We start from the raw sequence: 14,254 nt of genomic DNA on the forward strand, positions 1-14,254 counted from the left end.
TGAAACTAAACAAATACAAAATATTACCCTAAACCAAACTACCATTAATACACGCGTTAAACATTATTCCATAATCAACAACTTAATATATAAGACCTAATCACTTCTTCCAAATTAAAACGGCATACTTCTTTATTTCATCATCAAGAATAAAACTTCTGCAATACAATCATTATCTCTAAATACTCAAACACGTTCAGCATGAAAAAGATGTAGTAAATAGCACAGGTCTTTTCATAATTAAAAACAAAAGATAAAGGCGGTAAAGAATGTTATAAAAAGAAATCCCAAACTAAACCGAAGCGAATTGTAAAATCTCTATAAGGATTATTTGGAGCAGAAAAGTAATCGAAACCTGTGAATGATGAATTAAAGTGTTCTGCTTTTAAGAAGATACGTGTTTGCCTCACTTTGGCGTTTAGAAAGAAATCTAATCTCGGAAAGCCTCCTAATTCCGTTTCATTTTGAGTATAAAATTCTGCTAATAACGGATCATAACCATCCATATTATAAGCAGTAAAGTAATTGAGTGTAACACCTGTTTGTAGCGTTAGCGCTTTTTTAAATAGTTGCTTTGTATAATATAGTGTATTGCGCGTAATTATTGCTGGTACATTTAAAACATCCTCATCACTAACAACATTTTGGTACATCATTGTGTTATCTAATGCGAAGCTACCCAACTTAAACTCTTTTTGAAGCTTTAATCTTAGATATTGAAGTGGCTTATTAAATTGATTCGGCTTAATACTATTTACATCATCTGCTGTTTCTTCTAAATTAAAATAGGTGAAGTTATCGATGTTAGAAATATCGAGAGATGCATTAAAGAACTTTTCTGACTGTAAGTTAAATTTTAATTGCTGTGTGTTTACGTTTTGAAAATTATCCATATTATACCAATTGTAATTGATATAATCACTCTGATATAGCAAATAGTTATAGTTGGCTAATCTTGAATTAATGGAGACACCACCTAACAAAGCTATATCTTCATTAAGCTTGAGACTAATGGAACCATCTAAAAAACTCCCTACAAATATATCTGATAGGTTTATTCCACCTTTACCTGATATACTAAATCCTTTATATACCTTTGAATACGCACCTTCTAAACCTAGGAAATTCGATTTAATTCGGTTTGGTATCACCGCCTCAGGAAACAACACCACACTATTATAACCGTAATTGACATCTGTATAATTGACTGCAAATTTTAGATTACCAATAGTACTATTTGTATAGCTTAAACCCAGTGAGGTTTGAAAATTTTCTAATGTTACCCTATCCCTTATGCTATTGGTAAACGTATCACCAAAGAAACCATCAGCAGCTGAAGCCTGATCGAACTGATACGATTTATCTTCCAAAGTCATTTTATTAATTAATACGATATTATTTACAGAGTCGTTACTCTTGGTGATACTGTAGGAATGTTCAAAATAGAATCGTTTACCTCTTAAAATATTTTCGGCATTATCAAAATTAGGCTCAAAAACAGATCGATCTAAAAACTCTTCATTACCTGATGTAAAATTCTCTGAATCTTCTGTTCTTAATCCACCATTCTCTTGATTCAATAAATCTTGGCTAACGATATATCCTTTGGCATGATATCGGCCATTTTTTGCGTGATAATGGGAAGTGAAACGAAAATTGCCGGTACTGGTCAACACATTTTGATAATTTCCAAGGGATCTTAATCCTTTATAAGCAAGGCTAAAATTAAATTGCTTAGATAAATTGACCGTAATAAAAGCATCTAAAACTTGCCCTTGTTCAAAAGCGGTTTTATAAGTTAAACGCGTCCATGGAGTTGGCACTTCGTAAAACAATATATCTTCGTGCTCTAAATAATTAAAATGACGTGCTCTAGATCCAAATGCCGGCACTGTGTTATTTTCGAACGCGTTAAAAGTTAAGCTATTATAAGTTTGCCCAATATTAGCAAATGGCATTAAACCAAAATTATCCTTTTGGAGGTAATTGAATTTGTAGTCTTTTTGAATTGATATGGTTGTATCTACTTTTATTGAATCTAATTCAGTATTGAATTGGAGATACATATCTATAGTTGCCTTTTCTTTGAAACCTTTTGCGCGGTTGACTAACAACGAGTCTTCTGAGGTTTGACCTAGTCTATTCGCCAATCCCTTACCATTTGGACTTGATTGAGCGAAACCACTCATCGTAAACAAACAAAAGACAGATATAATGGTATATTTTATATTCATGAATTAGACTTATGAATTATCGAACAAATTAAACCATAAATTATTGTTTACAACACCAAATTTTAAAATTACTTAACATAAAAAAGACCAACAAATTTGTTGGTCTTTATGTCTATGACAAATTAATTATTACTCTATAATCATTTTATGTGATGATGTTTTATTGCCCTCTGTAATATTTACAATGTAAACACCAGATTGAAGTCCTTTCAAATCTATTGTTTCATTGAATTGTTGTGATGAATTCACAAAACTATTATTATAGACCGTTCTGCCACTAATATCATAAATATCTAATTTTACATCACTAGTAGCATTAGAATCAAAACTAATAGTAAACTCGCCATTATTAGGGTTAGGGAATAGCTTTAAACTCCTAGATAGATTATTCTCATCTACACCAAGTGTCAGGTTATTTCCTGTTACTACTAATGAAAAATTTTGATTGTTTGCAACCCCTTGCAAAGTTCCCTTATGCGTTACTGTTAAGGTGTACTCTCCTGCCTCAGGTGTATCAATATCAATACGTTCAACATTATCGACCACATTATCTCCTTTTGTATTTGCTAAACCACCAATAGGTGATAAACTTAGCTTCCAAGGCAAAAAGGTTGTACCATCCTTAGTTATTCTTAAATCTAAATCATTAACCAAAGCAGGAGTTGGATCATTAAGCGTACCACTAGAAACAGCTCCAGGTACGTCTGTCCAACATATGGTAGCACTTAATTTGCTTCCCGCATCTGAACTAAATGTATAAGTATAAGTGCCATTATTACTAAGCGTTAATTCTTCTAAGACGGCTTCATTAGTATTTGCACCACCAATTACTTCAGCAGATGCTTTAGCATCTAGAAAACCCCAACCAAACCTAGCATCTGGACCTGCTTTGGCATTGTCATCTACAGCTGTATGACAAACAATTGCTTTTAAGGTTGACGCATCCATGAATACACCTCCATTAAGCTGACTGTAATATTGTTGTAGAAGTACCAAAGTACCTGTAGTATTAGGAGCCGCCATAGATGTACCAGAAAAGGTTGAATATGAATTTCCTGTAGTTGGTGAATACACATTTGTACCATCTGCTGCAATGTCTGGCTTGATTCTAAGATCATCTGTTGGTCCTTGACTGCTGCTTGAATTAATTGTTAGATTTACTACAATACCACCAGAAACAAAAGGATTTGCGTTAGCAATAATTAAATTATTTTTCCCTGTTTTATCACCTGTAAGTTTATCTAGGCCAGGGAAATTTTGTCCAGAATAAGTTGTGTTTCCAGAGTTACCAGCAGATAAAACAGGTAAATATTTAGGATTATTATATACAATTTCGTCTATGGTACGAGAATCTTGTATGTACGCCCCCATAACTTCTTCACTACTAGTATCTACATACGTACTTACTGGCACTCCGTAAGAATGATTAGACAAGTAAATAGGATTATTAATATCTGTTGCAGCAGTGATCATTTCACTGTAGTCATTTATCCAACCGTAGGACTTAATCTCTACAGCTGTTGCCATACCCTTAGCTAATGGATCTACACCACTTGCTCCAATTGTACCAGCAACATGGGTTCCGTGATTACTAAAACCAGAATCACCATCAGGTGTCTCAGAATCAATTCCTAAAACTCTTGAACTTATAGGGGGAATTGCAAATTCAGGATGCGAACTTTGAACTGGCCCACCGTCCCAGACACCTACAGTCATACCACTACCATCCAAATCTAAACCTAAAGCACCGCCTACTTGTAACTGATTGGTCTTAGTTGCAATTGCAGCCTCCGTATTGTCAGTGGCATAATAAATGGGATGGCCATTAATTATGTCTCGTATTTCGAACTCAGAACCATCAGCATTCACGTGGCGTCTTTTAACACCTTTACTTAATAAATAAGCGTTAACTCTAGCTTCTCTTTCTATATGTTCGATGACCAATCTATTGTATAACGTCTTGTTTTCCTCGGACAAACTATTAAATTGTTCTTTACTCATTTCTTGTGCTAACGCAGCATTTGAAATTAGAACGATAAAGCATAGAAATATAAAATTCTTCATAAGTTTTTTTTATAAAAATACACTATTTATATAATTACTTATGAATTAGTCCATAATTTAACAAAAAAATCGACTATATGCCGCATACATTTTTTCACCTAGACCTAGCTTATTAAGATAAAAAACGAAATCTCAAATTTCACGATTAAATAAAAGATAAAAAGCTATTAATTTGGTTTAATTTAAAATGAAGTTATCTTAGCTATTGTTGATATAATAAAAGGGTTGTATATATGTTTTACCAAACATAAACTTACCACCGAGTGCACCAAGTACTCAACAATGATTTGATAGAATTAGAAATCGTTCCATCTTAGCAGAACTAAAAAAAGGTTTTAAGCCCAAAACACCTCTATATAAGCTTCTTAACACTATTTTATTTAAGTTAAACCAAGTATTCAGTGGGAGTATTTACCTATTTAGACGCTTTTTAGTAATGAAAAACTGCATTAAAAAACTGTATTTGGTCATTATCAAAGTGGTGTAAACAAGATGTTTAGAATTCCTTTTGCTTACAGCTTTTAAAAAACAATCCATCAAAGAATTACATATCGAGTGGCGATTTATATAGTAGTCATACTATAGCATTAGAAGTAAAGAGCGCAAGAAGGTTATAAAATTATAAAAAACGAAAAACCACTAACGCACTATTCGTAACACATAGGCAAGGGCTACCGTTAGCTATGTTAGAACCTATATCAGGACAACACCATAATTTATTTGATATGGACGTTGAGTTTGAATGCGTAGTATGTAGATTAAAACAAGCCGAAATCAATGTAAACAGTCTTTTTATCAATGCATAAGCAGGCTTTTGACAGTCAAAAATTAAGAGATAAATGCGAAAACAAGGTAACAGTGGCAAATATTTGTTCTAACAAACGTAATGCTCATAAAGATACTCACCATTATTTTGATGAAAAGCTATATAAAGAATGCTATTCAGTTGAACAAACTAACGCTTAGATATAGCAAGCTTCCGTTCACTTTTAAATCGTTTGAGCTAACATAACACGCTGAAAAGGATTTAACTTCATGGTTTTTATAGACATTGGATTAAAGCAATTTTATAAATTTAAAAAGTCAAGATGACTTCTTTAATAAATTCATTAGATGAATAAAATCTCTTAAGCTAAAAATAATATAAAAACAGAAAAATCCTGTAAAGCGAACTTCACAGGATTTATATTTATAGATAGTTCTTTATGTATTATCTACATAAAAACCAAATAATTATTGATTTACACAAAAATCAAATGATTCTGCATGATTAGCAAAAGGTGCAGCACCAGATGTCGCAGATGCACCTCTAAACTGAGATCCATAGAGCGAGTTAACAGGGACTGTACTAATGTCTAATCCTGGAATACCGTCTAACGCACCATCACCTATCCCAGCGCTTAACGCTCCACAAGATAATTCATAAGACGCACCACCTGCACTATAACCATCACCATACCAATCAAAAGCTCTAAATGTGTAACAACCATCCTCTAAAGGTATATTAGCCTCATCAGTGAAAGTGTCACCGTTAGCCGCTAAATCCGTATATGGACCACCTGTTGCAACCACAGCACCACTTGCGTCTACAATATCCCAAATAATTTCAGAACCCCATCTATCAGTAACAAATGTTAAAACGAAATTATTACAAGGTACATTATCATCCACAATAGTAATAACTTGACTTGCTCCAGAACCTAACCCAGCAATACCGACAGGTAAATCACTAGATGAAGATATCGCCACTGTGATATCTACATCACCATTAATCTCATCATCATCAATTGGTGTGAATTCAACTATACCTTCAGTCTCACCTGCTAGAATAACAATTGAACCGCTCGATAATGCATATCTAGAAGCGTCACCATCTGCTTCGAAATCGATTGTTACATCAACAGTTTGAGGCGAACCTAATTGCGCTGTTATTGACACTACTTGACCACTATTTTCAGGAAGACTAATTGGACTACCATCTTTTAATTGTACAAACGTGTTATTGTCAATGGCAACCAATTCTTCATCACATCCGACTAAAAAAACAGTAACCACTGTAAGTATTAAAAATTTATATATATTTTTCATCTTAAAAAAGTTATAGGATTAATAACCAGGATTTTGTTGTTCTGCAATTCCTGGGTTAGCATTTATTTCGGTTATAGGTATAGGCAAAGAAAATCTAAAATCATCTGCAGATAAAGTACATGCACCACTTTGTATTTCACATGCAATAACATCTCTATCAATCCCTCTATTTCCAGCGATACCAGAACGCTTGAGATCCTTATATCTATGACCTTCAAAAGCAAGCTCAATTTTTCTTTCATCTAAAACTGCACCTATAGCCTCTTGTGAAGAACCGTAAGTAGGTAAAGGTTGTGTAGTACCAAACCTTGCATTTCTAAGCTGTTGAATTAAGCTCGCTGCACCTGACAAATTGTTTTGATAAGCTCTAGCTTCAGCTGCGATTAATAACATCTCAGATGATCTAAATATTTTGAGATCGTTCATAAGCGGTTGCCCTTCTGAACCTTGATATTTCTGAATAATTAAGACATCATTATTTACAGGATCTGGATCATTAAGGTAATCTGAACTAATAATAGAAGATGGTGCCACCATTACATCACGTCTAATATCACCAGGTAATAAAGCATCAAAAATACTTCTGTCCATCTCAAAATAAGCCCCACCTGTAAACGTCGCATCTACAAAGGCAAAAACAGCACCAGCCCAACCACCAGCAAAAACTGAACCAGTAGAACCCTGACCGTCGTATGCATCGTTAAGTGTACGTTCTAATTTCCAAATAATCTCCGTATTATCATTATCAAACCACATATTAGTATATTGTGTCTGATTTGCTAAACCATATGAGTTAAGCAATTGAGACGCTAATGCTTCAGCAGAAGCATAATCACCTCTAGTTAAGGCTAAACGTGCTCTAAAGGCGTTAATTGCATCAACTGACACAAAAGTAGGATTAGACTGAGTTTCTACGAGATCTTGAGCTATTGCAATTTCGCTATTAATAAAATCCCACATTTCACCAGTAGTATTACGTCTAGGTTGAACCGTAGCATCAGGCACGGCAGCAACAATAGGTGCCGCTAAAACAGCATCATTAGTTGGATCAGTACTGAAATATAATAATAATTCAAAATTAGCCCAAGCTCTTATAAAATGTGCTTGACCAAGAATGTTATTATAATCCGATTCTTCACCAGCCTCTGGAGTAATATTATTGGCAGCATCTATTAAAAGGGTTGCCCTATTGTTAACTCTATAATTTCTAACCCAAAAGTCAGTTGATGCAGCACTCGCCGCATTAATAATAAAATCGTACAATTGAAACCCCTGACCACCAGAATCAAAAGCTGGTGCTACCTCATCCGTAAAATTAGCGGATAATGCCATCTCTGGAGTTACATCTAACTGACGATAAACACCAAGTAATCCAGACTGCAAATCTTCCACAGTTCTAAAAGCATTGGCAGCATCTAGCCTACCAACCTGATCAATTTCATAACTATCCTCACATCCTAAGAATAGCGATATAGTTACTAAACAAATTAAACTAAAAATATTTTTTTTCATAATTACTTTTTTTTAAAATCCTAAATTAACACCAAATGAAAATGTACGAGGAGTTGGATAACCTCTACCTGTTGTAACACCGTCGGCAGTATTGACGCTTCGCGTTTCAACATCATTACCTCGCCATTCAGTAAACGTCAACGCATTTTCCGCACTAACATAAAGATTGACCTTTGAAAACGGAATGTTTTCAAGCATTTTTTGGTTGAAACTGTAGCCAAAAGTCATAAAACGAAGTCTTAAAAAATCAGCATTTCTAAGAAAACGATCAGAGGCAAACGAATTCCTATTTGCTGCAGTTGGTGAAGGTATGTTAGTGATATCACCAGGCTGTGACCATTCAGTAAGTACATCGGCAGATAAATTAAACTGCCCAACGTCATCTTGATCAACTAAACTTGCATAATCAGTATCTACTCTGTAAACCCCAGTTGCGAATGCCCATTGTTGGTTTAAGTAAAACCCTTTGTATGATACATCTAATTTAAACGCCCCTGTCCAGTCTGGCAAAGGATTTTTATCTAACCAAACACGATCACCATCTTGATCAGGATTTTCAGTAAGATTTCCAGCAGCATCTAAAAATAATAATTCACCATTTGCTGGATTAACACCTGCATAACGCAAACCGAAATACTCAAATAGCTCACCACCATTTTGACCTAAACCTACAGAAAAAGCTCCACCTTGAATAATTTCACCTTCCGGATTTGGAAGACTTTCTAATTCTGTTCTGTTGAAATTCGCAACAACACCAGCTGTCAAATTAAACCCATCACTTTGTGCAGAACGAAAAATATCATAATCTACGCTAATATCGGCACCTCTATTTATTAAATTCCCCGTGTTTACTCTTAAAGATGTAACACCAAGAACCGCACTAGTAGGGGAATCTTGGAATAAATCTAATGTTCTCTTTTGGTAAACATCAAACGAACCTCTTAATCTATTATTAAATACGCCAAAATCTAAACCAATATTAGCTTGCTCCACTTCTTCCCATCTTGTATCTCTAACACCAATTTGAGCCAAATTAAAAGAATTTAGGTTACCGTAACCAGCACCAGAAGAAAACAAATCTAAATAATTATCAGGAAGACCAAATAATGTACCATCTACAAACTGATTACCAGTAATACCATAAGACGCTCTTAATTTTAACGTATTGAATACTGAATTATCCATAAACGCTTCATTAGATATATTCCAACGACCAGCAACAGACCAAAACGTACCCCATTGAAAATCATTTATAAATCGACTTGAAGCATCACGTCTAACAGAACCACTAAAACCATAACGCGAATCAAAATCATAATCTACCGTTCCGAAGACTGAAAATAATCCCGTATTTAATATTTGAGCACTAGCCTCGTCATTAAATAAACCACCAGCTTGTTGCACTAAACCACTACCATCACCTGGTGAAAACGTACTTGGGTTTAAACCATTTGCAAAATAACCAAATTGTCTAAGATGATTTTTGTTGTATTCAGTATACACCGCTGCACCAACCGTATGCTTATCAAAAGTCTTAGACGCATTTAATGATGTTATCGAATTAAAAACAAGTTGTCTTCTAGTATCTTGTTGTTGAAAACCTCCAGTTGGATTTTGCGCTCCACCAAATAATAAGGCGTTAAAAGATCTAGGATCTTCAGCTCGCAAAAAGATGACATTTTGGTAATCCGCACCTAGCGTAGTATTAGCTGAAAGCCAATCTGTTAACTGATAACTAAAATTAGCGCTTGCTACAATCTTCAATTCTTCATCTTGAATTGTAAACGTATTTAATAAATCCTGTAAAAATAATGGTGTATTAGTAAATGATAAAGGAGCTAATAAATCCGCACCATTTGTATAATCATCAGCAGTAACATAAGGAACCGCTTCAAAAGCACCAATTATAAAATTTCGATTAATACCGTTTCCACCAATATTATTAGGCTCACCACTATCAGAGTAGTTAAGTGTTATATTAGTTGAATAATTAAACTTTTCATTTGCTGATTTACCTGTAACGTTACTTCTTACGTTGAATCTTTTCAGACTACTGTTTACCAAAATACCTTCCGTATCTTGAAAACCGAATGACGTAAATTGCGTAGCTCTTTCACTGCCACTTGTTAAAGACACGTTGTGACTTTGAGTAACACCTGTTCTAAAGAAAAACTCGTCCCATGCAAAGTTTGGGGCATCAGCAATTTGCTGATCTGTAAGCGGAGTTCCCTGACCAGGATTAAAAACACTTTGACTAACACCAGCACCAGCACCTTGCTGCCTATCTCTTTCATAGGTCAATAACTGCTGAGAAGACATAGTGTTATAATCATTACCTTGTAATGTACTGTATGCAACAAATCCGTTGTAATTAATCTTTAAACCTTCACCGTATTCACCTCGTCTAGTTTGAATAACGACTACACCATTAGCACCTCTGTTTCCATATATTGCAGTAGCTGCAGCATCTTTCAAAACATCAATAGACATGATATCTTGAGGGTTTAATGATCTAAAATTATCTTGATCAATTGGAACTCCATCCATAATAAATAATGGTTCTGTATCACCATTAATAGAAGTAATACCACGCAGATTAACAGTTGAATTACCACCTGGCTGACCTGAATTGGTCGTAATATTAAGCCCAGCAACTTGACCATTTAAAGATTGAACTAAACTTGGGTTAGGTCTACTCTCTATAGCTTTTGCTGTTAGTTTTGTTGAAGCAACCGTCGATTTCTCTTTAGTCTGTGTAATATTAGCAATTACAACAACTTCGTCGAGCGCGTTATCTGACTTCAATGCTATGTTATAAGTATTACCAGAAGCAATCTTTTGCTCGGCATCTAACATACCTACATAGGAAATGACTAAAACATCACCTATATCTACTCTAATAGAATATTTTCCATCAAAGTCCGTTTGTTGACCTCTTGAGGTCCCTTTTACAATTACTGTAGCACCTGGAAGTGGCAAACCATCTTCTGCTGTTGTAACTGTACCTGTAACCGTTTTCTCTTGTGCAAAAGAAAACTGCATCACGAACGCCATAAAAAGCGTTAATAACCATGTTAATTTTAATTTCATAAAACAATTATTTGAGTTAGTCTAGTTGCAAACATCTTAATTTAATATTAAATAACCAAGCATTTTTGCCAAAAAAATGTTAATACTTTTATATTGTCTTGATTAAAGCGTCAAACTAAATTTTCAATGTTTCTAGCAGTCAACTCAATACTTAGATGTAAAAAGAGTAAAAGGGTTGCGTTAAAATTTTAACTTTGTTGAAAATTTAACAGTTTGACTTTAAAAATTCAATTTTCTTCTTTTGATTTGGAATCTGGCACAGATGAAGCAGGCAGAGGCTGTTTAGCTGGTCCTGTAACAGCCGCAGCGGTTATTTTACCGCTATCTTTTCAAAATGCACTATTAAATGATTCAAAACAACTTTCAGAAAAAAACAGAGATTTACTAAAACCGATTATTGCGTCTGAAAGTATTTCCTTTGGCGTTCAGCATATTTTTGAATCTGAGATTGATACCATTAATATCTTAAATGCTTCGATAAAAGCAATGCATGGTGCTATTTCACAATTAAAAACGACTCCGGAATATATCATTGTTGATGGCAATCGGTTTAAACCCTATAAATCGATTCCATATGCTACGATTATAAAAGGTGATAGTAAATTTTTAAGTATTGCCGCTGCTTCTGTATTAGCCAAAACTTATAGAGATAACTACATGAAAAAAATACATGAAGAATTTCCGATGTACAACTGGAAGCAGAATAAAGGCTATCCTACAAAAGAACACAGAGCCGCTATTAAAACCTACGGCATTACCAAATATCATAGAAAATCATTTAGATTATTGCCTGAGCAATACCAAATGGATCTATAACTTTTTATATTTGTGATCTAAATATTTGTAGTAATGAAGCGATACGGTTTTTTATTAATAGTGTTCACCTTATTATCCGCTTGCCAAAAAGATTACGATAAAACAAAACAGGCGTATCAATTTATTCCCAGTGAGAGCTCTACCATCATACAAGTGAATGAGCTTAGCGATTTTCTTAACAGCTTAGAACATAACGCTGTTTTTTCTGGTCTTTTTAATTCTGATTTAAAAAAACCAAGCTCCATTTTAAAACATCTAAACACTACGAAACAGGTTTATCTTGCCTTTACCGATTCGAAGCATTCCGATTATGTAATTCTTACAGAAAACGATAGTACACTTTTTGTAGTAGATTCACTTCCTAATCACATTTCAGAAACCTTAGTTAATTTCAACATTAATAAAACTCAAATAGACGAAGACACCATTTATCATAAAATCATAGGGAAAACTTTTGCTGGTTCAAACAATTTAGAACTTATCAAAAATTTAAATTCTAAAAATGAGAATGCTACACTCAGCAAATTAATAGAAACGACGAATGAGAAATCTGTTGCTTCACTTGTGTTTAAATCGGAAGCTACTTCCTATTCTAAATTACTCTTTACAGAAATTGACGCTAGAGAAAGTACGAATTTCACAGTTTTAGATTTCAACAATTTAGACCAAAATCTTCACTATAATGGGATTCTAACGTCACAAGATTCTATTTCTCATTATCTTGACGGTTTTAAAAATACCATTCCGCAAAAAACAAACACGCCTTTTATAGCTCCATCCCAAACTCAGACTTTGGTTAGTATTAGTTACGATGATTTTTCTGTATTCAACAAAAATAGGGCTGCTATACAAGATAAGCCGTTAGACAATGCTGCATCGTTCTTAAATTTTACAAACGAAATTGCACTCATTGATAATGCGTTATTGCTTCATACATTAGACGCTCATCTTATTTTAGAATCTATTGAAGATAAATCTAATATTGAAAACTTCAGAGATTTTGAAATCTATGAATTTGGCGATTCGGATTTTTTCAAAACTAATTTACAACCGTTTATTAGCTTCGAAAACGCCAACTACTTCGCAGTTTTTGAGAATTTTATGGTATTTTCGGATACTACAGAAACCCTAAAGTCTATTCTTACGAATGCTTTAAACAATAATACCTTGGGCAACTCAGATGCCTTTCAGAATATAAATGCTCAGCTTAGTGACGAAGCTTCTTTGTTCATTTTTAAAAATGCTGATGGTCTATCGGAAATTTTAGGCGAAAGCATCAAAGGCTATAATGCCAATGCGGTTCAGTTTATTCGGGAAGATCATTATACCCATATCAACGGTATTATTCAAAAATTTAAAAAATCTGCGGTATCAAATTCTGTCACTGAAGCTTTTACAACCCAAATTGAAGCGACCATTTTATCAGCACCTCAAACCGTTAAAAATCATGTATCAAAGGCTCATGATATTATTGTACAAGATATAAATAACCAATTACATCTCATTTCAGGCTCTGGAAATATACTATGGAAAAAACAATTACAAGGTAAAATTTTAGGGCAAGTAGAGCAAATTGATATGTACAAAAATGGAAGATTACAATTGGCCTTTGCGACACCAAATCGGTTGTATGTTTTGGATCGAAATGGTAACGACGTTTCTCCTTTTCCTTTAAAATTTAAAGACCCAATTACGCAACCTCTTTCGGTTTTTGATTACGACAAGCGAAAAGATTACAGATTACTCGTTACCCAAGGTAAAAGTCTTCTCATGTACACTGCTAAAGGACAATCCGTAAGTGGTTTTGATTACAAAGACAATAGTGCAAACATTACAACGCAACCTAAACATTTTAGAATCGGAACTAAGGACTATCTTGTGTTTGGTGCTGGCAAATCGCTTCAGATATTAAACCGACAAGGTACGATTAGAGTGAAAATTAAAGACCAAATTAGCTTTTCTGAAAACGACGTGTTTTTATACCAAAATAAATTTACAACAACCAATACACTTGGGCAACTCGTTCAAATAGATACGCATGGCAAACTGAGTTCAAAAGATCTTAACCTTACGGACAAGCATAACATTACCACAACGAGTAAAACTTTAGTTTCCCTAAAAGAAAATAAATTACAAATTAAATCGAGAACGGTAGATTTGGATTATGGTGATTACACTGCACCTCGAATTTTTTATCTCAATGATAAAATCTACGTTACGACGACCGATTTACAATCCAAAAAAGCCTATCTTTTTGATAGTCAAGCAAAACCCATTCCAAATTTTCCTGTTTTTGGTACCGCAAGCGCAACACTAGAACAACTAGATAGCGCTAAGGGATTAGAACTCATTACACAAGGAGACGACAAAACCGTTGTTATTTATAAAATCAATTAAATACAAACCTATTTAGATGGTGTTTTTAATGGGAATAAGAACTTCATTTTGTA

The 14,254-nt window shown here is 34.1% G+C and carries 7 protein-coding genes; 2 read left to right on the top strand and 5 right to left on the bottom strand.

Features of this window, described 5'->3' with window-relative positions; translation table 11 throughout:
- Positions 1-272 precede the first annotated feature (272 nt).
- From AB8B52_RS05905 to AB8B52_RS05925, 5 genes are all read right to left on the bottom strand, one after another.
- The gene (locus AB8B52_RS05905; protein WP_406026168.1) at positions 273-2,234 is read right to left on the bottom strand and encodes a putative porin; all 1,962 of its coding nucleotides are present in this window, start codon (positions 2,232-2,234) and stop codon (positions 273-275) included.
- A 129-nt stretch (positions 2,235-2,363) separates the two neighbouring features.
- The gene (locus AB8B52_RS05910; RefSeq protein WP_406026170.1) at positions 2,364-4,298 is read right to left on the bottom strand and encodes a S8 family serine peptidase; all 1,935 of its coding nucleotides are present in this window, start codon (positions 4,296-4,298) and stop codon (positions 2,364-2,366) included.
- Positions 4,299-5,531: 1,233 nt separating this feature from the next.
- The gene (locus tag AB8B52_RS05915) at positions 5,532-6,386 is read right to left on the bottom strand and encodes a hypothetical protein (protein WP_406026172.1); all 855 of its coding nucleotides are present in this window, start codon (positions 6,384-6,386) and stop codon (positions 5,532-5,534) included.
- Positions 6,387-6,404: 18 nt separating this feature from the next.
- Positions 6,405-7,898, bottom strand: coding sequence for a RagB/SusD family nutrient uptake outer membrane protein (locus tag AB8B52_RS05920; RefSeq protein ID WP_406026173.1), 1,494 nt, complete (start codon positions 7,896-7,898; stop codon positions 6,405-6,407).
- Positions 7,899-7,910: 12 nt separating this feature from the next.
- Complete coding sequence (locus AB8B52_RS05925; protein ID WP_406026175.1) at positions 7,911-10,988, bottom strand: SusC/RagA family TonB-linked outer membrane protein; 3,078 nt, start codon at positions 10,986-10,988, stop codon at positions 7,911-7,913.
- A gap of 213 nt (positions 10,989-11,201) precedes the next feature.
- Here AB8B52_RS05925 and AB8B52_RS05930 point away from each other — a divergent pair, with 213 nt between their 5' ends.
- A complete protein-coding gene (locus AB8B52_RS05930) occupies positions 11,202-11,804 on the top strand; it encodes a ribonuclease HII (protein WP_406026177.1) in 603 nt (200 codons plus the stop codon).
- Between the two features lie 33 nt (positions 11,805-11,837).
- Positions 11,838-14,201 (top strand): ribonuclease HII, encoded by a 2,364-nt coding sequence (locus AB8B52_RS05935; RefSeq protein WP_406026179.1) that lies wholly within the window; start codon positions 11,838-11,840, stop codon positions 14,199-14,201.
- Positions 14,202-14,254: the final 53 nt, after the last annotated feature.

The sequence above is a fragment of the Winogradskyella sp. genome, from assembly GCF_045105575.1.
GTDB lineage: Bacteria > Bacteroidota > Bacteroidia > Flavobacteriales > Flavobacteriaceae > Winogradskyella.